Consider the following 26,074-nt stretch of genomic DNA (forward strand, 5'->3'; position numbering starts at 1 on the left):
ATATTCAGCACAAAAACCACGTATCCTCCGCACCCCGTTTTACGTTCAACCTCGCGAGGACAGCTTGTCAAAAGGTATCGCTTTATCGGTTTCAGCCTCGGTGCTGTTTGCCGTCATGTATTACTACACTTCGTTGCTCAAGCCGTTGAGCGGCGTGGAGATTTTCGGCTGGCGCATGCTGTTGACCGTGCCGTGCATGACCCTGTTCATGCTGGTGTCCGGGGAATGGCGGCGGGTCATCGACCTGCTGCGAAGGATTGGCGCGCAACCGAAGCTGATCGGCGGCCTGATACTGTCATCGGCGTTGCTGGGCGTGCAACTCTGGCTGTTCATGTGGGCCCCGCTCAATGGCTACAGCCTGGATGTGTCCCTCGGCTACTTCCTGTTGCCGCTGGCCATGGTCCTGACCGGGCGTATTGCCTACGGTGATCGGCTGTCATACCTGCAAAAAGTCGCGGTGTTCTTCGCCAGCCTGGGTGTGGTCAACGAGCTGTATCAAGTCGGCGGATTTTCCTGGGCGACACTGGTGGTGGTCGTGGGTTATCCGCTGTATTTCGTGGTGCGCAAATGGTTGAAGACAGACAACCTCGGCGGACTGTGGGTGGACATGACCCTGATGCTGCCGATCGCGTACTGGTTCGTGCGCAGTGGTGAGCAAGGCTTCGGTGTCTTCGATCAACACCCGGCATTGGCGTGGCTGATCCCCCTGCTGGGCTTGATCAGCGCTTCGGCGCTGGTGGTCTACATCATCGCCAGTCGCTTGCTGCCGTTCAGCCTGTTCGGGTTATTGAGCTACGTCGAGCCGGTGCTGTTGCTGGGCGTGGCGTTGTTGCTGGGGGAAAGCATCAAGCCCGGTGAGTGGCTGACGTATATTCCGATCTGGATGGCGGTACTGGTGCTGGTGTTTGAAGGGTTCAAGCATTTAATGCGGCATCGCAGACCTTAAAACCACCACAAAACAAATGTGGGAGCGAGCCTGCTCGCGAAGGCGGTGTGTCAGTCAACATTCATGTTGAAAGTACAACCGCTATCGCGAGCAGGCTCGCTCCCACAGTTTTTACGGTGTAACGATTTAGTCAGTGCTCAACACACCACGACGCACCTGATCCCGCTCGATCGACTCGAACAGCGCCTTGAAGTTGCCTTCACCGAAACCGTCATCCCCCTTGCGCTGGATGAATTCGAAGAACACCGGCCCCATCAGGGTTTCCGAGAAGATCTGCAGCAGCAGGCGCTTGTCGCCCGACTCTGACGAACCGTCCAGCAGAATGCCGCGCGCCTGCAGCTCGCCCACCGGCTCACCGTGGTTGGGCAAACGGCCTTCGAGCATCTCGTAGTAGGTTTCCGGTGGCGCGGTCATGAAGCGCATGCCAATGCTTTTCAGGTGATCCCAGGTCTTGATCAGGTCATCGCTGAGGAAGGCCACGTGCTGGATGCCCTCGCCGTTGAACTGCATCAGGAATTCTTCGATCTGTCCGGCGCCCTTGGACGATTCTTCGTTCAACGGGATGCGGATCATGCCGTCCGGTGCGGTCATGGCCTTGGAGGTCAGGCCGGTGTATTCGCCCTTGATGTCGAAGTAGCGGATTTCGCGGAAGTTGAACAGTTTCTCGTAGAAGTTAGCCCAGTAGGCCATGCGACCGCGATACACGTTGTGGGTCAGGTGATCGATGATCTTCAGGCCTGCCCCGACCGGGTGACGGTCGACGCCGTCGAGGAACACGAAGTCGATGTCGTAGATCGAGCTGCCTTCACCGAAACGGTCGATCAGGTACAGCGGCGCACCGCCGATGCCCTTGATCGCCGGCAGGTTCAGCTCCATCGGGCCGGTCTCGATGTGGATCGGCTGGGCGCCGAGTTCCAGGGCACGGTTGTAGGCCTTTTGCGAATCCTTGACCCGGAACGCCATGCCGCACACCGACGGACCGTGCTCGGCGGCGAAGTACGAGGCGACGCTGTTGGGTTCGTTGTTGAGGATCAGGTTGATCGCGCCTTGGCGATACAGGTGCACGTCTTTGGAACGGTGGGTCGCGACCTTGGTGAAGCCCATGATCTCGAAGATCGGCTCCAGGGTGTTTGGGGTTGGCGATGCAAGTTCGATGAACTCGAAGCCCATCAGGCCCATTGGGTTTTCGTATAAATCTGCCATGGTTGGCGCCTCATCATGCTTTTAGAATTAACCGCTGAAATTAACGAGCGTTAGTTGCTAGCAATGCTGAGACCGGTGGGTGGCGCACAGGAGATGCCCCGCACGCTGCGGGCGAGGAAATCACCGTAGATCAATTGAAACCCGAATATCTTCATTGTCGACCCAAGGCTCTGAGGGCGAGGCTTCTGCTGCCAGAAGACGATTATTATTGTATGCGTAACCTGATTCTACACAGCGTAAATCGATTTGTCCGCCTTCTGTATCAAATCCCCTTTTTCCCCCGGCGCGCAAGGGGTTTGTTGCACAGGTAAATCCCCGCCAGGATCAACCCGCCTCCCAAGCCCATCGTCACTGTCAGCTGCTCGCCCAGCAGCAACGCGCCGAGAATGACCGCCGTCAGCGGATTCAAGGCGATGAACACCCCGGAACGGGTCGCGCCGATTCTGCGAATGCCGTCGTAGTAGCCTATGTAAGCCAGCGCCGAACCCAATACGCCGAGGTAGATCAGGCTCAACCACTGTTGCGGGCCGAGTCCGATCAGGGCATCCAGCGTTATTTCGCCGCCGATGGCGCTGCTGATCCAGAGCATCAGCGTGCCCAGGAGAATCGACCAGGTCACGGTCTGCACCGGCCCCAGTGCCTGATTCAACGCATTGGAGAACAGCGAGTATACGCCCCACCCGAGCACGCAGCCGAAAATCAGCAGATCGCCGATCCAGGCGTCGGCACTGCCGGCCAACGACTGCGGGTTGCGGCTGACGATCACCAGGCTCGCACCTGCGATACAAATGGCGATGCCAATGACTTTCCCCCGGCTCAGTCGCTCTTTGAACAGCACCCAGGAAGCCAGCCCGATCACGGCCGGATTCAACGCCACGATCAGCGACGCTCGCGAAGCGTTGATGTGATGCAGGCCGTGAAAAAAACACAGGTTGTAAAAAAAGATCCCGAAAAAGCCCAGCAGCGCCAGTTGCAGCATTTGCCTGGGGTTGGGGCGAGCCAGCGGTACCCGCGACACTCGCAGAAACAACAGCAGCGCCACACTGGCCAGTAAAAACCGCAGGCTGGCGGCCAACAGCGGGCTGAGGCTGTCGACCAGAAACCGGCCCGCCACGAAGGTGCCGCCCCAGATCATGGTGACTGCCGCCAGCTTCCAGTAAACCGGCACATCGGAGCGAGTGGCCAGGCTCTGCTCACACGTAGGCATGGTATTTCCTCAACGTGAATGAATGCCTTATGATTCAACTAATACCTGATCATCGTAAAATGAGTAAAACCTCATGACCCTGACGCAACTGGAGATTTTCTCCCTCGTCGCCGAGCTACAGGGTTTTACCGCGGCAGCCAATCGCCTGGGGATTTCCCAATCCGCGGTGTCCCACGCCTTGAAATCACTGGAACAGGAACTGGGGGTCGAGTTGCTGCGCCGGCATCAGTCGCAAATCGCCTTGAGCGACATTGGCCAGCAACTGCTGTTGCGCGCCCGCGCCATGCTCGGGTTGGCCAACACCCTGCGCCAGGAAGCGGCAGATGCCCGGGGCATGAAGCGCGGCACCCTGCGCATCGGCTCGTTCGGTACTACTTCGTCGATCAAATTGCTGCCGTCGATCCTGCAGCACTACCGCGCGGCGCACCCGGGCATTGAAGTGCATATCGATGAAGGCCCGGACCGTCAGGTCATCCAGTGGCTGGAGGAGCGCCGCATCGACATCGGTTTTGTGGTGCTGCCTGAAGAACGTTTCGACACGGTGACGCTGATCGAGGACCAGATGGTTGCGCTGCTGCCTGTCGACCATCCGCTGGCCGGTCGCGCCAGCCTGAGCCTGGACGCGTTGTGCCACGACCCCTTCATTCTGACCGAGGCCGGCTCGGCGGAACTGGTTTCGCGGCTGTTCAGCGCAGCCCGATTGACCCCCAATATCCGTTATCGCTGCTCGCAACTGTTGAGCACCCTGGATGCCGTCGGCCGTGGTGACGGGGTGACGCTGGTTGCCGAAAGCTCGTTGCCCGACTACAGCCACAACCGCTACGTGAAAAAACCACTGTCGCCAAGGGTCGCGCGCAAGGTTGGCCTGGCGGTGCTCGACCAGCGCCAGGCATCGCCGGCGACGCTGGCCTTTATCAAGCTGGCCGAGCGCCTGGTTTACCCTTGAGCGGCATAAGTGCCAAGAGCCAACTATCCTGCCCCTTGCTTGAACTCTTCATGGAAGGCATCACTTCCTGCCAGCAGTTGAGAGCCCGACTTCATCGATACAGGTTTCGCGAATGCCACTGAAAACCAACGTCCACCCGCGCGGCATCAGGCTCGCCGTGACCTTATTGAGTGGAGTGCTCCCGGTCCTGCTGGGTTTTGCCATTCTTTATATGCAGGCCGAACGCGTACTCAGGCTCAGTACCCAACAAACCGCCGAAGAAGCGACTCGCCAGTTCGAACTGATGCTCGACAACACCGCGCAGGCGGCGCGTGAGTTGCTGCCATTGGCTGGCCAGAGTTGCATTGACGTCAACCTGGCGTTGCGCGAGCAGGTGACACGGCGTCCATTCGTGCGCTCGACCAACCTGTTGTGGGACGACACTATTTATTGCAGTTCCCTGTTCGGTGACTATCACGAAAAAATTGCATCCGGAGACTATGCCAACGGCCAGTTGTTGTTGATGAAGGGCAACCCGGTGACGCCCGATACCGCGTTGCTGGTTTATCGACTCAGCGACGGCAAACGGGGCGCCATGAGCACGCTGGACGGTTACCACCTGAGTAATCTCTTGCGCCTGATCGGGCGCCAGAAATTGCTGTTGCTGCAAGTTGGGCCTAACTGGTTGTCCGCCGACGGCAGTTTTCACGAGGGCGATCCACCGGAGTTCCCCGTTGCAGAAAACAGGCTGACATCTTCTCGTTATCCCTTCAGCGTGACGGCCGGTTTCCCCGAAGGCGAAGTGTGGCGTTACATGAGCAGTGAATATCCGCCACTGTTCAGCTTGTTACTGTTTTTCGGGGTGATTGCCGGTTTGATCGGGCATGTCATACAGAAACGTTCATCATCGCCAACCCTTGAGATGCAGCGCGCACTGGACGCGGCGGAGTTCGTCCCGTATTTCCAACCCGTGGTGCAGGCGCAAAGCAAGAAATGCACGGGGGTCGAGGTGCTGATGCGCTGGAACCATCCCAAGGAAGGCCTGGTACGCGCCGATCTGTTCATTCCGTTTGCCGAACACTGCGGACTGATCGTGCCGATGACCCGCTCGATCATGCAACAAACAGCCAGGCTGTTGGCACCGAGGTTGGCGACCTTTAATGAGCCGTTTCATATCGGTATCAATATCACCGCCGATCATTGCCTGGATCTTGCACTGGTCGAGGATTGCCGCCAGTTTCTCGGCGCTTTTGCCCCCGGCTCCATCCACCTGGTACTGGAGTTGACCGAGCGCAAACTGATCGAGCCCACGGCCATCACCCATCAACTGTTCGAGCAACTGCATGACCTTGGCGTGATGATCGCCATCGACGACTTCGGTACCGGCCACTCGAGTCTCGGTTACCTGCGCCAGTTCAACGTGGACTTCCTGAAAATCGACCAGAGCTTTGTCGCCATGATCGGCGTCGATACCCTCTCCAGCCACATTCTGGACAGCATCATCGAGCTGGCGGTCAAGCTCGACCTGGCAATGATTGCAGAAGGTGTGGAAACCCTGGAACAAAGTGATTACCTGACGGCCCACCATGTGAACTACCTGCAAGGTTATCTGTTTGGCCGACCGATGCCTGCGGCAGACTTCATTAATGCATTAAGTGATCATTAACTAGTGGCCTTTAGCAGCGATTCAACGACGCGCCGCCCTCCCCCATTAGAATCAAGGTACAAGTCTTGTTACATGAACAAAAAGTCATGATTTACTCTTGATCAATTAACTACTACAATTTTTGATGCCTGCGCTAGATTGGCAGGTGCGCCATTTATCACCGAGTCGCTTCAAGGCTCTTGGCTTATAGCTTTGTTTGCGGTTGGTATCAGCCAAACACACTATTGGAGTAAAGATATTGTCCAGACTCGCTGAATTTCGTGCAGCTGAAAAGGCCCTTCAAGAGCAGCTCAAGCAGCTTGAATCCCTGAAGAACGATGCCGGGCTCAAGAAAGAAATCGAATTCGAAGAAAAGCTCCAGGGGCTGATGAAAACCTACGGCAAGAGCCTGCGCGACATTATCGCCATCCTCGACCTGAACCCGGGAAAATCCGGCCTGCAACAGGCCGCACCGAAAACCCGCCGCGCCCGCGTGGTCAAGGTTTATCAGAACCCGCATACCGGCGAGCTGATTGAAACCAAGGGTGGCAACCATCGCGGGCTCAAGGCCTGGAAGGAACAATACGGTGCCGCCACCGTCGATTCCTGGCTGCGTGGCTAACCCCTCGCACTGAAAAAACCAAGCCCTGCAGATGCAGGGCTTTTTTTCATTGATCGCATCTAAATGCAAGCCTGCCCGGTACTTCCAAGCAACTTTGTGCTTAATCCCTTTGGCTATCTAACGCTATCAAAAGAGGCATGAAATCGGCGCTCATTGAAGCCTTCAACTAAAGTTTCAAGCCGTTACGTGCGGCCTCTATTTCATTCTGGCTGGCCTTATAAGCCTCGGCCTGCCCGGCGTAGGAAAGTACGTAGGCCTTATCGGCATCCACGGCGGCGACCAATGTTTGCGACAGCACATGCCGGCCGTTTTGCGTGATGGTGCAGGTGGTTTCCAGGGCCGGCAAGCGACTCAAGGTTGTCGAGTGAATCCGGTTGCAGACACTTTGATAGCCACCCTGGAAAAAGTCTTTCTGCACCGATTTGCGCATCTCCAGCAACACACCTTCCAGATTCACCTGATGACCGCTTTGTACCGGGGTCATGGTCAGCTCCATCACCATCAGCGGCGTGCCTTGCGCATCGTTTTTGACCGCACGCTGGCGACTGACACCGTTGCCAGCGTCGCCTTGGGCAACGACTTCGACCTGCCAGCCTGGCGGCCAGGTAATGACCGGCTCATCGGCGTAAGCCCGGGCAAAGATCGAAAGCACGCCACTCAAGATAACCAACGATTTACACAATCGAATCATTGCAATGAACACTCAGCCAGTTAGCCCTGAAGTTTGATCCTCGACCGGCGGTCAGGCAATAGCAGAGGGTTTGGGTTTGGTGATGTCGCAACCCATGCGTATCATTGTCGTCATTCGTCAGCCCATTTATTTTCCGGAGGGCCCATGAGCCTGCAAGAACTGAACACCTTCCCCGGCGTGACCGCACAGCCTGACACCGCCACCCAGAAATTCGTCTTCAACCACACCATGTTGCGCGTCAAGGACATCACCAAGTCCCTGGATTTCTACACGCGCATCCTGGGTTTCTCGCTGGTGGAGAAACGCGATTTTCCGGAAGCGGAGTTCAGCCTGTACTTCCTCGCCCTGGTCGACAAGAGCCAGATTCCCGCCGATGCGGCCGCGCGTACCGAGTGGATGAAGTCGATCCCCGGCATTCTCGAACTGACCCATAACCACGGCACCGAGAACGATGCGGACTTCGCCTATCACAACGGCAACACCGACCCGCGCGGGTTCGGCCACATCTGCATCTCGGTGCCGGACATCGTCGCCGCGTGCGAGCGCTTCGAAGCGCTGGGCTGCGACTTTCAGAAGCGCCTGAACGATGGCCGCATGAAGAGCCTGGCGTTCATCAAGGATCCGGATGCCTATTGGGTCGAAATCATCCAGCCGGCCCCACTCTAACGCACACCACAAATCCCCTGTGGGAGCGAGCTTGCTCGCGATAGCGACAGCACCTTCAATATTAATGTGACTGAAACTCCGCCATCGCGAGCAAGCTCGCTCCCACAAAAATCAGCTCCACTTCGGGAATGGGTGAGGCACAAAAAAACCCCATGATCACGCATGGGGTTTTGTCTTTTCAGCGTCCGGTATTACGCCGGGGCCGAGGTCCGGATCAAATGGTCGAATGCACTCAGGGAAGCCTTGGCGCCCTCGCCCACCGCGATCACGATCTGCTTGTACGGCACGGTGGTCACGTCACCGGCAGCGAACACGCCCGGCATCGAAGTTTCGCCACGGGCATCGACAATGATCTCGCCCCGCGGTGACAACTCGATGGTGCCTTTAAGCCAGTCGGTATTTGGCAACAGACCGATCTGCACGAAGATCCCTTCCAGTTCCACGCTGCGCAAATCGTCGGTCTGGCGATCCTTATAGCGCAGGCCATTCACTTTCTGCCCGTCGCCCGTCACTTCAGTGGTTTGCGCACTGGTGATCACGGTCACGTTCGGCAGACTGTGCAACTTGCGCTGCAACACCGCATCGGCACGCAGTTGTACATCGAACTCCAGCAGCGTGACATGGGACACGATACCCGCCAGGTCGATGGCCGCTTCAACGCCGGAGTTGCCTCCGCCAATCACCGCCACGCGCTTGCCTTTGAACAACGGGCCGTCGCAGTGCGGGCAGTACGCCACGCCCTTGTTGCGGTACTCCTGCTCACCGGGCACGTTCATTTCACGCCACCGTGCACCGGTGGCCAGGATCACCGTCCTGGCTTTGAGTTTTGCGCCGCTGGCGAAGTGCACTTCGTGCAGCTCGCCCGCCTTGCCCGGCAGCAGTTTGTCGGCGCGCTGCAGGTTCATGATGTCCACGTCGTACTGCTTGACGTGCTCTTCCAGTGCGACCGCCAGTTTCGGCCCTTCGGTTTCCTGCACGGAGATGAAGTTTTCGATGGCCATGGTGTCGAGCACCTGCCCACCAAAACGCTCAGCCGCGACGCCAGTGCGAATGCCTTTGCGAGCGGCATAGATGGCCGCCGAAGCGCCGGCCGGGCCACCGCCCACCACCAGCACGTCAAAGGCTTCCTTGGCGCTGATCTTCTCGGCCTGACGCTCGATGCCGCTGGTGTCGATTTTGGCGAGGATTTCTTCAAGGCCCATGCGACCCTGGCCGAAGTTCACGCCGTTGAGGTAGATGCTCGGTACTGCCATGACCTGGCGCTCATCGACTTCAGCCTGAAACAGCGCGCCATCGATGGCGACGTGGCGGATATTGGGGTTGAGAACAGCCATCAGGTTCAACGCCTGAACCACGTCCGGGCAGTTCTGGCAGGACAGCGAGAAATAAGTCTCGAAGTTGAACTCGCCCTTGAGCGAGCGGATCTGTTCGATCACTTCGGCACTGGCCTTGGAGGGGTGGCCGCCGACTTGCAGCAAGGCCAGTACCAGGGACGTGAATTCGTGGCCCATCGGGATGCCGGCGAAACGCAGGCTGATATCCGCTCCCGGCCGGTTGATCGAGAACGATGGCTTGCGGGCATCGTCACCGTTGTCGAGCAAGGTAATCTGGGTGGAAAGACTGGCAACGTCTTTCAGCAGTGCGAGCATTTCCTGGGATTTCGCACCGTCGTCGAGGGATGCAACGATCTCGATCGGTTGGGTGACCCGTTCCAGGTACGACTTCAACTGGGTTTTAAGATTGGTGTCCAACATACGGGCGATTTCCTTTTTGCTGATTCATTTAGAGCAGGCATAAAAAAACGCCCGAGCGAATCTCGCCCGGGCGTTTTTATTGGGCGGTGCAGCTTACTGAGTAGGTGCGGCGTTGCGCCCTGATGCAGCGATCACAGACTTAGATCTTGCCGACCAAGTCCAGGGACGGCGCCAAAGTGGCCTCGCCTTCTTTCCACTTGGCTGGGCAGACCTGGCCCGGGTGAGCAGCGACGTACTGGGCAGCCTTGATCTTGCGCAGCAGCTCGGAAGCGTCACGGCCAACGCCGCCGTCGTTCAGTTCAACGATCTTGATCTGGCCTTCAGGGTTGATCACGAAGGTGCCACGGTCAGCCAGGCCAGCTTCTTCGATCAGCACGTCGAAGTTGCGGGAGATGGCGTGGGTCGGGTCGCCGATCATGGTGTACTGGATCTTGCCGATGGCTGGCGAAGTGTTGTGCCAGGCAGCGTGGGCGAAGTGGGTGTCGGTGGAAACGCTGTAGATCTCGACGCCCAGCTTCTGGAATGCGTCGTAGTTGTCAGCCAGGTCTTCCAGCTCGGTCGGGCAGACGAAGGTGAAGTCGGCCGGGTAGAAGAACACCACAGACCACTTGCCTTTCAGGTCAGCGTCCGAGACTTTTACGAAGTCGCCATTTTTGAATGCGTCAGCTTTGAACGGTTTAACTTGGCTGTTGATGATAGGCATCGTTGACTCTCCGTCAGGGGTTAAGAAGTTGATGGAGAGAACTTTACCCACTCGACGGACGGTTGGCTCATTGGCAAACCTCATGTCGCTGATTGGCTTTCGCTATTAGCCAACAGTATTAATAGAAGAAAACTGAATTTACCCCCAACGAATGGTAGAATGCGCCTTTTCGTGGTACGTACCACACAGCAAAAATCGCAGGAGATTTCATGGCCCGTGGCGGCGTAAATAAACAGGTGGTGCAAGCGGCGCGATTGGCGATTCTTGCGCGCGGCGAAAACCCCAGCATCGATGCCGTACGGATCGAAATGGGCAATACCGGCTCGAAAACCACCATCCATCGCTATATGAAGGAACTCGATGATAGCACCCCGGATGCTGACGAGGCACCGTCCGAGCCGATCGACGATGAGTTACTGGCATTGGTAACACGCCTGGCGCAGCGCCTCAAAGAGCAGGCGCAGGAGCCCATTGACCAGGCCCGCGAGCAGTACGAGCAACAACGCAAGGCGCTGGAAACGCAGTTGCATCAAGCCGAGCAAGCCAATACGCAACTGCAGCAGCACTACGAACTGCAGAGCCTGGCACTGACCCAGGAATCCGAGGCGCTGCAAAGTACGGGCTCACTGCTTCAGGGCGAACAAACCCGCAATGCCGGGTTGAGTCAGGCACTGGCTGATTTCGAACTGCGCCTGCAAGACAAGGACGAGCAGATTCGCTCGCTCGAAGAGAAACACCTGCACAGCCGTGACGCCCTGGAGCACTACCGCAACGCGGTCAAGGAGCAGCGCGAGCAAGAGCAAAACCGCCACGAAGGTCAGCTGCAGCAACTGCAGATGGAGGTGCGCCAGGCACAACAGAGCGCCTTGGTGCGCCAGGACGAAATCACCCAGCTGCACCGCGACAACGAACGCCTGCTGACGGAGAATCGCGGCACACTGCGCGAGCTGAGCCTGCTGCAAGAGCAGCTCAAGCAAAGCAATGCCCGCCAGGATCAACTGCTCGACCAGGCCACCCGAGTCGACAGCGAACGCACCCTCCTCCAGGAACGCCTGCGCGTCGCCATGCTGGAAAGCCAGGCGCTCAAACAGAGCGTCGACGAGCAAGCGCAGGTCAACAAGTCACTGGAAATCGAACTGCTGAAAACCCGGGCAGACCTGGAACAAAGCGCACGCCTGGCCGCTGCCGTTGCAGCAGCGCCAGACGTCGCCAGGGACGCTTAACCGTCGACCGGTGTACGCAGGGTGACGAACTCTTCGGCGGCCGTCGGATGCACACCGATGGTTTCGTCGAAGTGGCGCTTGGTGGCGCCGGCCTTCAAGGCGATGGCCAACCCCTGGACGATTTCGCCAGCCTCCGGCCCGACCATGTGGCAGCCCAGCACCTTGTCGGTCTGGGCGTCCACCACCAGTTTCATCAGCGTGCGCTCCTGGCATTCGGTCAGGGTCAGCTTCATTGGCCGGAAGCGGCTTTCGAAGATCTGTACCTCGTGGCCGGCTTCGCGGGCTTCCTCCTCGGTCAGGCCGACCGTGCCGATATTGGGCAGGCTGAACACCGCCGTCGGGATCATCTTGTAATCCACTAGGCGATACTGCTCAGGCTTGAACAAGCGTCGCGCCACCGCCATGCCTTCAGCCAGCGCCACCGGCGTCAGCTGCACCCGGCCAATCACATCGCCCAGGGCCAGGATCGAAGGCTCGGCCGTCTGGTACAGGTCATCCACCTCGACGAAGCCTTTCTTGTCGAGCTTCACCCCAGTATTTTCCAGCCCAAGGTTGTCCAGCATCGGACGCCGCCCGGTGGCGTAGAACACGCAATCGGCCTCCAACTGACGACCATCCTTGAGCGTCACTTTCAGGCTGCCATCGGCTTGCTTGTCGATACGTTCGATGTCGGCATTGAACTGCAGATCCATGCCGCGCTTGGTCAGCTCTTCCTGCAGATGCTTGCGCACGGAACCATCGAAGCCCCGCAGGAACAGCTCGCCGCGATACAGCAGCGTGGTCTGGGCGCCCAGGCCGTGGAAGATGCCGGCGAATTCGACGGCGATGTAGCCACCACCTACCACCAGCACACGCTTGGGCAGCTCCTTGAGGAAAAACGCCTGGTTGGAGCTGATCGCGTGCTCGTGCCCAGGAATCTGCGGAATCTGCGGCCAGCCACCGGTGGCGATCAGGATATTCCTGGCGCTGTGGCGCTCGCCGTTGATCTCGACCGTATGCGGATCGACGATCTTGGCGTGGCCTTCGTGCAGCGTCACACCACTGTTGACCAGCAGGTTGCGGTAAATGCCATTGAGGCGATTGATCTCGCGGTCCTTGTTGGCGATCAGCGTCGCCCAATCGAACTGCGCTTCATCCAGGCTCCAGCCGAACCCCGAAGCCTGCTCGAAGTCCTCGGCGAAATGCGCGCCGTACACCAGCAGTTTTTTCGGCACGCAGCCGACGTTCACGCAGGTGCCGCCCAAATAGCGACTCTCGGCCACGGCCACTTTCGCGCCAAAACCGGCAGCAAATCGAGCAGCCCGCACACCGCCAGAACCGGCGCCAATCACATAAAGGTCAAAATCGTAGGCCATTTTCAATCTCCTCGGCAGGCGAATAGCATACCTGCGGACGGCCACTGAGCAAGCGTTGTGCTGAAATGCTTGGGCCGTGCGATGCGCGGCCCAATCTCCGCTTTCGATCAATGTCCTGCTGCAGATTGCGTTTTCGCTGTCCGCAGAGTGCGCCAAGCAATCAAAATCGCCATGAGTGCCAAGCCGAAGGTCACCCATGAAACCAAACCGATTCCACCTTCAAATGCCCTTCCCGCCTGCGCCATCAATTCCCTTGCTTGATCAGCCGACAATTCTGCCGCCACATGATAAGCGCCAGACAGCGTCTCACTTGCCAGCATCATCTGCACTTCGCTCAGGAACCCTGGAAGCTGCAATGCATCGCGATAGTAGGCGGTGACGACACCGCCGAGCACTGTCGTCCCCAAAACTACGCCCACTTCATAGGCCGTTTCGCTAATGGCCGACGCGGCGCCCGCCTTTGCCGGTGGTGCAGCTGACAAAATCACATCATTGGACACCGTCGCGATCGCGCCCACGCCAATGTTCAGCAAGGCGAAAGCCACCACTAGTACGGTCAGGCTACTGCCCATGCTGGCAACCAGCAAAAACGCCGCGCCAGCAAACGCCATCAAGATTGGTATCAGCACATGCACTTGTATTCGCTGCGCGACAGGCACGACCGCCATCCCCACGACAATCGCCATGACCTGACCAGGAACCAACGCGAGACTGGCACTCAAGGGCGACATCTGAAGTACGATCTGCAAGAACTGAGTGGTAAAGAATACGAAGCCAACGAGAAACGCGAGACTCATCAAATTGATCGCGACAGAGCCGCTAAAGGTGCCACTGCGGAACAGACTCAGGTCCATCAGCGGCATTGGCAGACTTAACTGTCGACGCACAAACATCCAGCCCGCTACTGCGCCTACTGCAAATGCGGTCAGCGCCATCCAGTCGATGCCATTACTGGCGCTGTGTTTGATGCCATAAACAATGGCACCAAGAGCGGACATCGATTGCAGGATGCTTATCGGATCCAACGGTCCTGAAGCATCTCGCCCGGATTCAGGCAACAACAGTGGCCCCAACACCAGCAATGGCACCAACACGGGCACCGCCAACAGGAAAATCGACCCCCAACTGAAAAATTCCAGCAACACCCCCCCCACCAAAGGACCGAGTGCCGAGCCGACCGTCAACGTCGTTGCCCAGATCGCGACTGCCAGTCTGCGCTCCTCTCGGTCCTCGAACACCGAACGTATCAACGCCAACGTTGAGGGCATCAGCATTGCACCGAAAACGCCCATACAAGCTCGCCCGGCAATCAGCTGCGTGGCGGTATCGGAATACGCGGTTAGCACCGACACAATCGCAAAACCCAAGGACCCGGCCAACAACAACTTACGATGACCGACTCGATCCCCCAGACTACCCATCGACACCAGCAACCCCGCCAATACCAGCGAGTAAGCATCGATCATCCACAACTGCTGGCTAGCGCTCGGACGCAGGGCCTCGGCAATCTTTGGCAGCGCGAATCCAAGCACCGTATTGTCAACTGTCACCAGCAATACAGGCAGCATCAGTACGCTTAGGCTTAGCCACCGTGTTGTGTGGCCTTGCGCCGCGCCTCTTGTTAAAGCCATTCACGAACCTCCTTGTAATCATAAGAATCCGGGGTAATCAGCCCCACGACTCGATCCCTACGTGTCGTCGCGGTAAAACATCTATCGTTTAAACACCTTGCGCTCATAATCCCAGTTAAAACGAACGTTAGTAACGAGCAGCTAACATGATTTACCTGCATCTATCTGCAAATCAGAATTTTCTCTCGAGAAACCTGGCAATGGATGTAAGCCAGTACCTACGTGCTCGTGCGCTATATGTGCGAGCGGGCGGCGAACCAGGCGCTGCGGTGTTGTGTCTGGTGCACCGCGTTATCGTTCTTCGCCGGCAAGCCTGGCTCCTACAGAGGTAATGCGTACGGCTTCAAATCAGGCCGGCCGGTCGACCGCCTCGCTTTGGCTTTTGATTTGGCTTTTGATTTTCTTGCCACATCGAGAGGCCGAGTGGAGGTTCTGCGCAGTGGGCAAACCGGCATGGATGCCGGTTTAGCCGCCGCCGGCCATGGATGGCCGATGGCGGCGGGCCCACGGAGCAGGACCGGAGCGAGGGCATGCCGAGCATTAGCGAGGCACCGAACGTCAGGGGCAAGAGCCCTTGGTTACTTGGGGCTTTTCCAAGTGACTCGCTGTAAGAGCCATCCCTTTCAAGGTCTTTTGACTTTTGCGGCCTTGAGCACCCGATCCGTCGACACATGGGCATGCACTGCCTTACCTTCAAGCCACTCCTTGGGCTTGGGCACCTTGGGCCCGCGTGTGCTTTTGGCGACCTGTTTGGGCTTGATATTCCTGGCCAGCGCCAACAGGCGCTGTGCCGTAGTTTCTGAGCTCGATTGAAGTGATAAGTAATCTGCAGGCAACGCGATCTGCATGCCCTCATAACCGCTACGCACTTGCACGGTCAGGTGGAAGATCGAAGCCTCCCATCCCTCTGGCTGCGTTTGGCGATGAGCCTGCTCAACGCTGCGCTTAAGCACTGACAACACGTTGTAGGCCAACACCGCCGAAGCAAACCCGAGCAGGGCCGCCTTGGGGTTGCCCAAGGTTCCGAGTTCACTGTCCAGCACCGACTCCAGGCGCTGGAACATCCCTTCGATACTCCAGCGACGACGGTACAAATCGGCGATTTGCTCAGCGCTGATGGTCTCGGGCAAGTTGCTCCAGAACAACAACGTGGTGTCGCCTGATTCGGTAGCTTTTTGCAGATTCAGCTCGACACGCCGCCACTGACGTCCACCTTTCACTTCGATGATTTGCTCACGCACGCTTCCGGTCGCGACCGCGACAGGTTCCTGCCAGTCGCCTTCCTGAAACAGGCGCGGATGTTTACTCGGCTCACGAACAATGAAGGCAGCCCCGGCGTCTTCACAGGCCTCCATGACCGGGAGCGTGCAGTAGAGTCGATCGGCCATCCACAACTGGCCGGCACGGGCGTTTTCCAGCAACGGCAGCACACCGACACGCTCACTGGCATAAGCATCTTCACAGGGCTGGAGGTCGACGACCTGGTCCAGATCAGGGTCGTAAACCACGACCGAAAAACCAGGCCGCGCGGCACCTCGTTCACGGCGCAAAGCATCCAGACGTTTTTCACTGGCAGGCAGGTGGTTACCGTCAACGACCCGCAGTTGCCAGCCGGGCAAAATGGCAGAACAGCCCAACTCCTCAATCGTCGGCGTCAGGCGCTGCGCACTGCCGCTCACCAAGGCGCGCAGCAGCGCGGGCTCTGTGCGGCTGACCTTGTCGTAAAGCGCCGCCAAGCTGACGGGCAGATCATCCATCTGCCGTGCGGCGGCATGCAGCGAAGGGCGCAACCCCAGTGAAACAAGGGACATCAGCTCAACGATGGTCGAAAACAAAAGCTCGCGCGGGTACTGCCGTTGACGGTGTTCTTCGAACACCTGATCGACCCACTCAGCTGGAATGGCCTGCTCCAACACCAATTTGGCCATGACACTGGCCGGTGTTTTTTTCTCGAACCGCGCTAAAACCTCTGCCCACATCGTCTCGTCTTCCTGACCGGAGTTTTTGGAGGATTTTAACAAAGACCTTGAAAGGGGTGGCTGTAAGAGCGAAACCCTAGGTGGCCGTTACCGTAGGAATGGATATGTACTCTGTCAACAAACTCCACGTCGGCTGTCAGGCCGCCTTCGCGAGCAAGCCCGCTCCCACAGTAGATCGGGTACAGCCGCGAGAGATTGGTCGGTTGTCAGGCCGCCCTCGCGGGCAAGCCTTGCTCCTACAGAAGATCGGGTACAGCCGCAAGCGATCGGTTGGCTGTCAGAACGCCTTCGCCGGCAAGCCTGGCTCCTACAGGAAACCAGGCGCTTTTTTAGCGCGCACAAAAGCAAACGCCCCGATCAAGTCGGGGCGTTTGTTTGGGCCTTCACCAGCTTGATTTCAGCTGGTGAAGATCCCTTTTCAGTACAAGCGGCTGGGGCGCTATCAGTAAGCCTTGCCCGTCTTGTAGAAGTTCTCGAAGCAGAAGTTGGTCGCGTCGATATAACCTTCGGCGCCACCGCAGTCGAAACGCTTGCCCTTGAACTTGTAGGCCATGACGCAGCCGTTCTGGGCCTGCTTCATCAGGGCGTCGGTGATCTGGATTTCGCCGCCTTTGCCTGGCTCGGTCTGTTCGATCAGGTCGAAGATGTCCGGGGTCAGGATATAGCGACCGATGATGGCCAGGTTCGACGGCGCATCTTCAGGTTTTGGTTTTTCGACCATGCTGTGCACGCGGTATATGTCGTCGCGGATCATCTCGCCGGCGATCACGCCGTACTTGTTGGTCTCTTGCGGGTCGACTTCCTGGATGGCCACGATCGAGCAGCGGAACTGCTTGTACAGCTTGACCATCTGGGTCAGTACGCCGTCGCCTTCGAGGTTGACGCACAGGTCGTCCGCCAGCACCACGGCGAAGGGTTCGTCGCCGATCAGCGGACGGCCGGTCAGGATCGCGTGGCCCAGGCCTTTCATTTCGGTCTGGCGGGTGTAGGAGAACGAGCAATTGTCGAGCAGCTTGCGGATGCCGACCAGGTACTTTTCCTTGTCGGTGCCCTTGATCTGGTTTTCCAGCTCGTAGCTGATGTCGAAATGGTCTTCCAGGGCGCGCTTGCCACGACCGGTGACGATGGAGATTTCCGTCAACCCGGCGTCCAGGGCCTCTTCGACGCCGTACTGGATCAGTGGCTTGTTTACCACCGGCAGCATTTCCTTGGGCATGGCTTTAGTCGCTGGCAGGAAGCGAGTGCCGTAACCGGCTGCTGGAAACAAGCATTTCTTGATCATATAAGTCCTTGAAAGGGCTGTGTGTACGGGTTTCGGCGCAGTCTAATCAGGCGGCGTACACCTTACAATGCCCCGCACTGGCTAACCGATGCCATCATAGAGAAATATTCTCGCCGTTAGTTCCGCAGCGAGCACCGCGAATGGATCAGTAGCCTGTTATTGATAGCAGAGTCCGCCAGACTTGCACGACAAGTCAACCCACGGGCACGCGCACCACCGCGTGCGCATCGGCACCCGAACGGTGCATTTGGCGGTATCATGGCGCCATTGAACCAGCCAACGAGGCAAATAGATGTCAGAAGCAAAAAGCGTCAACGGGTACTTGATCAACAAGGCCAAAGACGGCCAGTGGTGGGTAGCCGGCGTTGGCGGTGAGAACATCGCCGGGCCTTTCCCGGCCGAAGCCATGGCAATCGAAGTGGCATCGGTGTTGCAACTGGAACACCCGGCCCCCAAACGACGGGGCAAGGACAAGAACTGATCCAGGCCTGACGCCCTGCTCTTGTGCAGGGCTTTTTATGTGAATGACGGCAAGAAGTGGCCTTTCGCTATAACCTTTTGCTACCCGCGCTGTCACAGGCTTTGCCCCCTCATCCTGACGACGACAACGACATGACCAAATTTTTGCCGCTGATAGCGGTTCTGGCCCTCACTGGCTGCGCCACCTCCGAAACCACTTACCTGAACAATGGCGAACAAGGCCTGGCTATCGACTGTTCCGGCGAGGCCAACTCCTGGGCGACCTGTTACGAAAAGGCCGATGCCTCCTGCGCCGGCACCGGCTACCGGATCGTTGGCACCGACGGCACACCCTCGCTCAAGGAAAGCGACAAGACCCTGGGCGTCGACGTTGGCAACTACAAAAACCGTAGCGTCGTGGTGGTGTGCAAGTAGGGCATCGTGCCCTACATGTGGATTTCCGCGAACTTGATCCCCAGGCCGCGGACGGTCTCGACCAACTCGTCGAGACTGCTGAAGGACTCGACTTCGTCGCTATCGTCCACCAGGAAAAAACTGCGCCCGGCGCTTTTCTTGAAAAACACGATCCATTCCCCCGGATTTGCCGGGTTCTGAATCACATGGGTGGCGCAGATTTGGCCCTCTGCGTGCCGCTCCCGTACCCGCTCTCGCTTCATGTTCGACTCCAGAAATGACAATGCCGCCAAAGGGTCGCTTTGACGGCATCGGTGCTGACGGTCGACAGTCTATCAGCCGGATATGCACGCCGTGGCGGCATCGCGAACATCAAAGGGGCGTAGCGGCACGTTGGAAATGCGCTCATGCAGCTTGATGCCGCTGCCGCCGGAGCGTTCCACGATATCAAACACCGCGGCCGGTCCCGATGAAAGCTTCTGCGGTACGATCACCCGCACTCCGTCTTTCTGCTCCTCGATTTGCAAGGCACCACGGCTGTCGGCGAGTTTTTCGCTCAGGCAATGCGCGTACTCATGGGGCTTCTTGCCTGAAATCACATTCATGGTCGGCAGCGTCTGGTTGATGTCCGAAACACTCGCACAACCACTGATTGCCAAGACCCACGGCAAGCCCCACATGCCCCACTTCATAAGAAACCTCCGATAAAGACCCTCCGACAGCTCAAACACGGGTTTTCTCCGAGGCTGACTGCTTTTTTCTTCCAAGGCGTGCGCAATATCCATTTTTATTGCTCAACCGGGCCCGGACAGCCAGATAATAACGCCTCAGGGCTGATAAACTGCGCCAATCGCCCATGCTATCGTTTTGATTTTGTAGAAAAAACCCTTCTGGAGGCGCCTCATGAAATTTATCCACCAGCGCGAGCACCTCAACGAAGACGACATCGTCGTCATTCAATGCTCGCAAACCTGCAACATACGCTTGATGAACGACGCCAACTTCCGCAGCTTCAAGAATGGCGGTCGTCACACCTATCACGGTGGCGCGTTCGACACCTTCCCGGCCCGCATCACGGCGCCGAGCACCGGCTTCTGGAACATTACCATCGACACGGTCAACCGCCGGCCGATCAGTGTGACGCGCAAGCCGACCCTGAGCCATTCGATCAAGATCATCCGCCGCTCCAGCACGAAACTGAGCTGAGCAGCGCCCCAATACGCAGACAGACAGGTATGACCGTGGCCCAGACGACCAAGTACGTCATCAAATACAAACTCAATGGCGAACGCCGCTTCGAATTTGCCCAGCTGGAAAATGGCACTGAAGAAGAAGCCAAGGCCGCGCTGGACGCTCTTCATGACCAGGGCGAAGACGTGATCAGCGACATCAGTGTCCGCAAAGCGCTGTAACATCGCCTGGAGCGACAACATGGACGTCTGCTCCCTGCCGAGATTTGACCGCAAGTGTCGGAGTGCTCACATTCGTTATGCCCCTTAGTCTCGCCACCTCAATAACCTGAGGGCCCGGCAATGAGCGAGCAATTTCTGGACAGGCTGGACTGGACCTTGCTGGAACAGCAACTCGATCAGGACGGCTGCGCGGTCATCGCATCGCTGTTGAGCCACAAGGCCTGTGATGAAATCAGCACCTTGTACGGCCAATCCGAACGCTTTCGCTCGCACGTGATCATGGCCCGCCACGGTTTCGGCCGTGGCGAGTACAAATATTTCAACTACCCCTTGCCGCCGCTGGTGGCCCGCCTGCGCAGCGCGCTGTACCCGCGACTGGTGCCGATTGCCAATCGTTGGCATGAGCAGATGGGCTTGCCGAGCCGTTTTCCAGACAGCCACCCGGCCTTCCTCGAGCGTTGTCATGCCGCCGGCCAGCAGCGCCCGACGCCCTTGTTGCTGCAATACGGACCACAGGACTACAACTGCCTGCACCAGGATCTGTATGGCGAGCATGTCTTCCCGCTGCAGGTGGCGATTCTACTGTCAGAGCCTGGGGAAGATTTCACCGGCGGTGAGTTCGTGCTGACCGAGCAGCGCCCGCGCATGCAGTCGCGCCCGCAAGTCATCGGTCTGAAAAAAGGTGACGGCCTGATCTTCGCGGTCAACCAGCGCCCGGTAAAAGGCGCGCGCGGTTACTATCGGGTGACCCTGCGCCACGGCGTCAGTCGCCTGCACAGCGGAAAACGGCATACCCTTGGGATCATCTTCCACGACGCATCATGAGCACCATGAACCCGACCACCCTTGACCTGTTTGCCGATGCCGAGCCCGAGCAAGAGCGCCGACGCGAGCAGATCGGCGAACAGTCCTACGTCCTCAGAGGCTTTGCCCTGCCTTGGCTTGCGCGTTTGCTGCCGGCACTGGAGGCCGTGTTGGCGGACGCACCGTTCCGGCAAATGATCACCCCAGGCGGTTTCACCATGTCGGTCGCCCTGAGCAGTTGCGGAACATGGGGCTGGACCACCGACCGCAGCGGTTATCGCTACACCCGCGACGATCCCCGGACCGGCCTGCCTTGGCCAGCCATGCCCGAGGTTTTTTTCCAACTGGCGCAGGCGGCGGCACGGGAGGCAGGATTCACCGATTTCGTGCCGGACTCCTGCCTGATCAATCGCTATGTACCTGGGGCAAAAATGTCATTGCATCAGGACAAGGACGAAAAATCCTACGCTGCGCCTATCGTTTCGGTATCGCTGGGGTTGCCCGCGATGTTCCTGTTCGGCGGCTTCGCGCGCAGCGACAAAAGCCAACGGGTGCCGTTGTTGCATGGCGACATCGTGGTCTGGGGCGGCGTGGATCGCTTGCGTTATCACGGCGTCCTGCCGATCAAGGATGGCCAACACCCGCGCTTGGGCGAGCAGCGAATCAACTTCACTTTTCGTACCGCGCAGTGATGCTGTGGAGTTTGACCGCAAGCGCCGGAGTGTGGATGTATTGGCCGGTGGTTAATCTGCGGCAAACGGGTCAACGGAAGTAAAACCATGACAAGCCAATCGACAACCATCAGCACCGAAAACGATCCACGCTGGGCCGCGGTGGTCGCCCGCGACCCACAAGCGGACGGACAGTTTGTCTATGCGGTGAAAACCACCGGGATCTACTGCAACCCCAGCAGCCTCTCGCGCTTGCCGAAACCGCAGAATGTCGAATTTTTCGATAGCGCCGAACTCGCCCTGGCCGCCGGTTATCGTCCAAGCAAGCGCGCGGCAAAGGATCAAAGCGCTGTCGCCGCGCAACATGCCGCCACCGTGGCCGCCGCGTGCCGCCAGATCGAAACTGCCGAGGCGCTGCCCGCGCTGAACGAACTTGCGCAAGCGGCAGGACTGAGCAGTTTTCATTTCCATCGGGTGTTCAAGTCCGTGACCGGCCTGACACCCAAAGGCTATGCCGCGGCCCAACGTTCGCGCCGAATGCGTGAGCGGCTGGCGGATGGCCGCTCGGTCACCGATGCGTTGTACGCTGCCGGCTTCAATTCCAACAGCCGTTTCTATGAGGCGGCGGATCAGGTGCTGGGGATGAAACCCACTGATTACCGTGCCGCGGGGCAAAACAATGACATTCGTTTTGCGGTTGGCCAGTGTTCCCTCGGCGCGATTCTGGTGGCGCAAAGCGAGCGTGGAGTCTGCGCGATTCTCCTGGGTGATGATCCGCAGCAACTGGTCTGCGACCTGCAGGACAAGTTTCGTCGCGCCAATCTGATCGGCGCCGATCAGGCCTTCGAACAGTTGATCGCCAGGGTCGTAGGCTTCATCGAAGCCCCGGCCCTGGGCCTGGACTTGCCGCTGGATGTGCGCGGCACGGCGTTTCAGGAGCGGGTCTGGCAAGCCCTACGTGAGATTCCCGCCGGCAGCACCGCCAGCTACGCCGACATCGCCCAGCGCATCGGCAACCCAAAAGCTGTTCGCGCAGTGGCACAAGCCTGTGGCGCGAACAGCCTGGCGGTCGCGATCCCCTGCCACCGCGTGGTACGCAGCGACGGTAATCTGTCGGGGTATCGTTGGGGTGTGGAACGGAAACGGCAATTGCTGGAGCGGGAAAAGCCCTGAAAAGAGGGATGCGGGTGATGCGGCAGACAGGCCGGTCGGCCGCCTCGCTTTTGCTCTGGCTTTTGATTTTCTTGCCCCCTCCCGCTCTGAGCCTGTCCGTCAACCTGTGACGACCGCCATCGGCGCCTCTACCAAAGTTGATCCATGCCGCGTCGAAGCCTCTGGGAGATAGTTGTCTGAGTACATATCCATTGCTGCGGTAACGGCCACCTATGGTTTCGCCCTTACGGCGACTCACTTTTCCAAACGCCGAAAAGTAAGCAAAAGGCTCTTGCCCCACCACTCGGTGCCTCGCTTAGGCTCGGCATGCCCTCACTCCGGCATTGCTCCGTGGGTCGCCGCGATGGGCCATCCATGGCCCAGCGCGGCTAAACCGGCGTCCTGCCGATTTACCCACTGCGCAATGCCTGCGTTCGGCCATCGTGGTTTAACGGGGCGCCCAAATCCAAAGCCAAAGCGAGGCGGCCTGACAGCCGACCTGACTTTGGCTGCGTGCGCTTGACCTGATCGTTCCCACGCTCTGCGTGGGACTGCATCCTGTGACGCTCCGCGTCACCGTTGCGCACGGATCACGTCATGCGTCGTCAGCGGAACGCGGAGCGTCCCTGGCGGCATTCCCACGCAGAGCGTGGGAACGATCACTTCTCGGACAGACCTGCAATCAGGTCGGCTTTAAGGCCGCCTCGCTCTGCTTTGGCTCTTGATTTTCTTGCCCCCTCGAGAGGCCGAGTGGAGGTTCTGCGCAGTGGGTAAACCGGCATGGATGCCGGTTTAGCCGCGCTGGGCCAAGGATGGCCCATCGCGGCGGGCCCACGGAGCAGGACCGGAGCGAGGGTACCCCGAGCCTTAGCGAGGGGCCGAACGCCAGGGGCAAGAGCCCTTGGTTACTTGGGGCTTTTCCAAGTGACTCGCTGTAAAAGCGAAACCATAGGTGGCCGTTACCGCAGGAATGGATATGTACACCTGAAAGAGATTGGTCGGCTGTCAGACCGTCATCGCTGGCAAGCCAGCTCCCACAGTAGATCGGGTACAGCCGCAAGCGATTGGTCGGCCATCAGCTCTGATCAGCGATTCACATCCACCACCACCCGCCCCCGCAATTGCCCAGCCAACAGTCGCGGCGCAGCCTCGATCGCTTCACTCAAACCGATTTCATGGCTGATCAGCGGCAACAAATCAAAGTCCAGATCCTCGGCCAATCGCCCCCAGGCCTCTACACGCCTGGCCTTGGGTTGGGTCACACTGTTAATCCCGGCAAGAGTCACCCCGCGCAGAATAAAGGGCGCAACGGAGGCCGGAAAGTCCATTCCCTGGGCCAGACCGCAGGCGGCAACGGTGCCTTCTGATTTGGTGCTGGCACAGGCATTGGCCAGGGTGTAGCTACCCACGGAGTCGATGACCGCTGCCCAACGTTCCTTGGCCAGGGGTTTGCCGGGTTCGGACAAGGTAGCGCGATCGATGATTTCGCTGGCGCCCAGTTGCTTGAGGTATTCGTGTTCCGACAAGCGACCCGTGGAAGCGACCACCCGATAGCCAAGCTTGCTCAGCAACGCAATGGCGAAACTACCCACACCACCGTTGGCACCGGTGACCAGTACTTCGCCTTGCCCGGGCGTCACACCGTTGCGTTCCAGCGCCATGATGCACAGCATCGCCGTGTAGCCTGCCGTGCCGATGGCCATAGCCTGTGCTTCAGTGAATGCCTCGGGAAGCGCGATCAACCAGTCGCCCTTCAGACGCGCCTTTTGCGCAAGACCACCCCAATGCCCTTCGCCCACCCCCCAGCCATTGAGCAGGACTTTGTCACCGACCTTGTAGTCCGGATGCCCGCTGGCTTCGACGGTCCCTGCCAGGTCGATCCCCGGTACCATCGGGAATTTTCGCACCACGGGGCTGCTGCCGGTGATCGCCAGGCCATCCTTGAAATTCAGCGTGCTGTACGCCACACGCACCGTCACATCGCCCTCGGGCAGCTGATCCTCATTGATCTGTTGCAGTGTGGCCCGGTAACCGCTTTCGTCTTTGTCGATCAGAATCCCTTGGAACATTGCTGCCTCCTGGTGAGATCACCTGTTGTGGTGTGATTTAAATACCACATCGCAAAAAAATATCGTACTCGACTTTAAGCCAATTCGCCTGCGGCAAACATGACTGGCATAACCTCGATCATTGCTGCTACAAATCGAACCTGTCGCCCTGCCCGGTTTCAACATTGGAGAACACCTCAAATGAGCCAATGGCCAAATACCCGCATTCTTGACCTGCTCGGAATCGAACTGCCGATCATCCAGGCCCCCATGGCCGGCGCTACCACCGCGGCCATGGTCATAGCGGCGAGCAACGCCGGCGGCCTCGGCTCGATGCCCGCCGCCATGCTGAGCGTCGAGCAATTGCGCGAAGAGCTCAAGAGCATTCGTCAACACAGCCAGCGCCCGATCAACGTCAACTTCTTCTGCCATCAACCGCCGGCGGTCGACGAGCAACGCGCTCAGGACTGGAAGAACCTGCTGCAGCCCTATTATCGCGAACTGGGGGTCGACTTCGATGCGCCGACACCGGTGTCCAATCGCGCGCCGTTCGATCTGGCCGCCTGCCAAGTGATCGAAGAATTGCGCCCCGAGGTCGTGAGTTTCCACTTTGGCCTGCCGGAAAACTCCCTGCTGGATCGGGTAAAAGCCACCGGGGCCAAAGTGCTGTCCTCGGCGACCACGGTCGAAGAAGCCATTTGGCTCGAGCAGCATGGCTGCGACGCAATCATCGCCATGGGTTTTGAGGCGGGCGGACACCGGGGCATGTTTCTCAGTGATGACCTGAGCAGTCAGGTCGGCACCTTCGCCCTGGTGCCACAGGTCGTCGATGCCGTGAAAGTACCGGTGATTGCCGCTGGCGGCATTGCCGATGCGCGGGGTGTTGCGGCGGCGTTCATGTTGGGGGCTTCGGCGGTGCAAGTAGGGACGGCGTACCTGTTCACGCCAGAGGCCAAGGTCAGTGCCTCGCATCACCAGGCATTGCGGACCGCCAGGGAAAGCGAGACGGCGCTGACCAACATTTTCACCGGTCGCCCGGCGCGGGGGATTCTCAATCGGGTGATGCGCGAGCTCGGACCGATGAGCAGCCAGGCACCGCGCTTTCCCCTCGCGGGCGGTGCATTGATGCCGTTGCGCGCCAAAGGCGAGGCAGACTTCAGCAACCTTTGGGCCGGACAGGCGTTTACCCTGGGGGTCGAGTTGAGCACCGCAGAACTGACCCGGCGCCTGGCCGAGGAAGGGTTGGCGAAGTTGCTTCAGCGCTGACGGTTGTGGCGAGTAA

At 58.7% G+C, this 26,074-nt stretch carries 26 protein-coding genes; 14 read left to right on the forward strand and 12 right to left on the reverse strand.

Annotated features, from left to right (window positions below; translation table 11 throughout):
* Positions 1–64 precede the first annotated feature (64 nt).
* Positions 65–946 (forward strand): EamA family transporter RarD, encoded by an 882-nt coding sequence (rarD, locus tag ACA054_RS17320; protein ID WP_497685342.1) that lies wholly within the window; start codon positions 65–67, stop codon positions 944–946.
* Positions 947–1,072: 126 nt separating this feature from the next.
* Here rarD and hppD read toward each other — a convergent pair whose 3' ends face one another.
* Both hppD and ACA054_RS17330 read right to left on the reverse strand, forming a co-directional pair.
* Complete coding sequence (gene hppD, locus ACA054_RS17325; protein WP_497685343.1) at positions 1,073–2,149, reverse strand: 4-hydroxyphenylpyruvate dioxygenase; 1,077 nt, start codon at positions 2,147–2,149, stop codon at positions 1,073–1,075.
* A 262-nt stretch (positions 2,150–2,411) separates the two neighbouring features.
* Positions 2,412–3,356, reverse strand: a complete 945-nt coding sequence (locus ACA054_RS17330) for a DMT family transporter (RefSeq protein ID WP_497685344.1) — start codon at positions 3,354–3,356, stop codon at positions 2,412–2,414.
* 73 nt (positions 3,357–3,429) lie between these two features.
* Here ACA054_RS17330 and ACA054_RS17335 point away from each other — a divergent pair, with 73 nt between their 5' ends.
* From ACA054_RS17335 to ACA054_RS17345, 3 genes are all read left to right on the forward strand, one after another.
* Positions 3,430–4,302 carry a LysR family transcriptional regulator gene (locus ACA054_RS17335; RefSeq protein WP_497685345.1) on the forward strand — a complete coding sequence of 291 codons (873 nt, stop codon included), beginning with the start codon at positions 3,430–3,432 and terminating at the stop codon, positions 4,300–4,302.
* Between the two features lie 112 nt (positions 4,303–4,414).
* A complete protein-coding gene (locus ACA054_RS17340) occupies positions 4,415–5,947 on the forward strand; it encodes an EAL domain-containing protein (RefSeq protein WP_497685346.1) in 1,533 nt (510 codons plus the stop codon).
* A 238-nt stretch (positions 5,948–6,185) separates the two neighbouring features.
* On the forward strand, positions 6,186–6,548 hold the full coding sequence (locus ACA054_RS17345) for a histone-like nucleoid-structuring protein, MvaT/MvaU family (RefSeq protein ID WP_497685347.1): 363 nt from the start codon (positions 6,186–6,188) through the stop codon (positions 6,546–6,548).
* Between the two features lie 166 nt (positions 6,549–6,714).
* On the opposite strand, the gene ACA054_RS17350 is transcribed toward ACA054_RS17345, so the two are convergent.
* Positions 6,715–7,239 carry a DUF4946 domain-containing protein gene (locus ACA054_RS17350; protein WP_497685348.1) on the reverse strand — a complete coding sequence of 175 codons (525 nt, stop codon included), beginning with the start codon at positions 7,237–7,239 and terminating at the stop codon, positions 6,715–6,717.
* 144 nt (positions 7,240–7,383) lie between these two features.
* On the opposite strand from ACA054_RS17350, the gene gloA reads away from it, so the two are divergent.
* Positions 7,384–7,905, forward strand: coding sequence for a lactoylglutathione lyase (gene gloA / locus ACA054_RS17355; protein WP_497685349.1), 522 nt, complete (start codon positions 7,384–7,386; stop codon positions 7,903–7,905).
* 191 nt (positions 7,906–8,096) lie between these two features.
* On the opposite strand, the gene ahpF is transcribed toward gloA, so the two are convergent.
* Together ahpF and ahpC are read right to left on the reverse strand one after the other, a co-directional pair.
* The gene (gene ahpF, locus ACA054_RS17360) at positions 8,097–9,659 is read right to left on the reverse strand and encodes an alkyl hydroperoxide reductase subunit F (RefSeq protein WP_497685350.1); all 1,563 of its coding nucleotides are present in this window, start codon (positions 9,657–9,659) and stop codon (positions 8,097–8,099) included.
* A 139-nt stretch (positions 9,660–9,798) separates the two neighbouring features.
* Complete coding sequence (gene ahpC, locus ACA054_RS17365; protein WP_007975937.1) at positions 9,799–10,362, reverse strand: alkyl hydroperoxide reductase subunit C; 564 nt, start codon at positions 10,360–10,362, stop codon at positions 9,799–9,801.
* A 209-nt stretch (positions 10,363–10,571) separates the two neighbouring features.
* Between ahpC and ACA054_RS17370 the strand changes: the two genes are divergently transcribed.
* A complete protein-coding gene (locus ACA054_RS17370) occupies positions 10,572–11,585 on the forward strand; it encodes a DNA-binding protein (RefSeq protein WP_497685351.1) in 1,014 nt (337 codons plus the stop codon).
* On the opposite strand, the gene gorA is transcribed toward ACA054_RS17370, so the two are convergent.
* The 4 genes from gorA to galU all read right to left on the reverse strand — a co-directional run bounded on the left by gorA (position 11,582) and on the right by galU (position 17,832).
* Positions 11,582–12,940 (reverse strand): glutathione-disulfide reductase, encoded by a 1,359-nt coding sequence (gene gorA, locus ACA054_RS17375; protein ID WP_497685352.1) that lies wholly within the window; start codon positions 12,938–12,940, stop codon positions 11,582–11,584. The genes ACA054_RS17370 and gorA overlap by 4 nt on opposite strands.
* 107 nt (positions 12,941–13,047) lie before the next feature.
* Positions 13,048–14,571: an MFS transporter gene (locus ACA054_RS17380; RefSeq protein ID WP_497685353.1), complete on the reverse strand. Its 1,524-nt coding sequence runs from the start codon at positions 14,569–14,571 to the stop codon at positions 13,048–13,050.
* Positions 14,572–15,194: 623 nt separating this feature from the next.
* Complete coding sequence (locus ACA054_RS17385; protein ID WP_497690236.1) at positions 15,195–16,499, reverse strand: IS4 family transposase; 1,305 nt, start codon at positions 16,497–16,499, stop codon at positions 15,195–15,197.
* A 493-nt stretch (positions 16,500–16,992) separates the two neighbouring features.
* Positions 16,993–17,832 (reverse strand): UTP--glucose-1-phosphate uridylyltransferase GalU, encoded by an 840-nt coding sequence (gene galU / locus ACA054_RS17390; protein ID WP_008065368.1) that lies wholly within the window; start codon positions 17,830–17,832, stop codon positions 16,993–16,995.
* A gap of 292 nt (positions 17,833–18,124) precedes the next feature.
* Between galU and ACA054_RS17395 the strand changes: the two genes are divergently transcribed.
* Positions 18,125–18,313, forward strand: coding sequence for a hypothetical protein (locus ACA054_RS17395; RefSeq protein ID WP_497635128.1), 189 nt, complete (start codon positions 18,125–18,127; stop codon positions 18,311–18,313).
* A gap of 131 nt (positions 18,314–18,444) precedes the next feature.
* Positions 18,445–18,726: a hypothetical protein gene (locus tag ACA054_RS17400; protein ID WP_497685354.1), complete on the forward strand. Its 282-nt coding sequence runs from the start codon at positions 18,445–18,447 to the stop codon at positions 18,724–18,726.
* Positions 18,727–18,737: 11 nt separating this feature from the next.
* Here ACA054_RS17400 and ACA054_RS17405 read toward each other — a convergent pair whose 3' ends face one another.
* Both ACA054_RS17405 and ACA054_RS17410 read right to left on the reverse strand, forming a co-directional pair.
* The gene (locus ACA054_RS17405; protein ID WP_497685355.1) at positions 18,738–18,968 is read right to left on the reverse strand and encodes a hypothetical protein; all 231 of its coding nucleotides are present in this window, start codon (positions 18,966–18,968) and stop codon (positions 18,738–18,740) included.
* Between the two features lie 72 nt (positions 18,969–19,040).
* Positions 19,041–19,397, reverse strand: a complete 357-nt coding sequence (locus ACA054_RS17410; protein WP_497685356.1) for a hypothetical protein — start codon at positions 19,395–19,397, stop codon at positions 19,041–19,043.
* 211 nt (positions 19,398–19,608) lie between these two features.
* On the opposite strand from ACA054_RS17410, the gene ACA054_RS17415 reads away from it, so the two are divergent.
* The 5 genes from ACA054_RS17415 to ada all read left to right on the forward strand — a co-directional run bounded on the left by ACA054_RS17415 (position 19,609) and on the right by ada (position 22,765).
* Positions 19,609–19,911: a DUF1883 domain-containing protein gene (locus ACA054_RS17415; protein WP_497685357.1), complete on the forward strand. Its 303-nt coding sequence runs from the start codon at positions 19,609–19,611 to the stop codon at positions 19,909–19,911.
* A 35-nt stretch (positions 19,912–19,946) separates the two neighbouring features.
* Positions 19,947–20,117 (forward strand): hypothetical protein, encoded by a 171-nt coding sequence (locus ACA054_RS17420; protein ID WP_497690405.1) that lies wholly within the window; start codon positions 19,947–19,949, stop codon positions 20,115–20,117.
* Between the two features lie 120 nt (positions 20,118–20,237).
* Entirely contained in the window at positions 20,238–20,942 is a 705-nt protein-coding gene (locus ACA054_RS17425; protein WP_497685358.1) for a 2OG-Fe(II) oxygenase, read from the forward strand.
* A gap of 5 nt (positions 20,943–20,947) precedes the next feature.
* Positions 20,948–21,613, forward strand: coding sequence for a DNA oxidative demethylase AlkB (alkB, locus tag ACA054_RS17430; protein WP_497690327.1), 666 nt, complete (start codon positions 20,948–20,950; stop codon positions 21,611–21,613).
* Positions 21,614–21,700: 87 nt separating this feature from the next.
* Positions 21,701–22,765: a bifunctional DNA-binding transcriptional regulator/O6-methylguanine-DNA methyltransferase Ada gene (ada, locus tag ACA054_RS17435; RefSeq protein WP_497685359.1), complete on the forward strand. Its 1,065-nt coding sequence runs from the start codon at positions 21,701–21,703 to the stop codon at positions 22,763–22,765.
* A 1,064-nt stretch (positions 22,766–23,829) separates the two neighbouring features.
* Here the strand turns inward: ada and acuI are convergent.
* Entirely contained in the window at positions 23,830–24,813 is a 984-nt protein-coding gene (acuI, locus tag ACA054_RS17440; protein WP_497685360.1) for an acrylyl-CoA reductase (NADPH), read from the reverse strand.
* A 180-nt stretch (positions 24,814–24,993) separates the two neighbouring features.
* On the opposite strand from acuI, the gene ACA054_RS17445 reads away from it, so the two are divergent.
* A complete protein-coding gene (locus ACA054_RS17445) occupies positions 24,994–26,058 on the forward strand; it encodes an NAD(P)H-dependent flavin oxidoreductase (RefSeq protein ID WP_497685361.1) in 1,065 nt (354 codons plus the stop codon).
* Positions 26,059–26,074: the final 16 nt, after the last annotated feature.

Source organism: Pseudomonas sp. LBUM1653 (genome assembly GCF_059716115.1).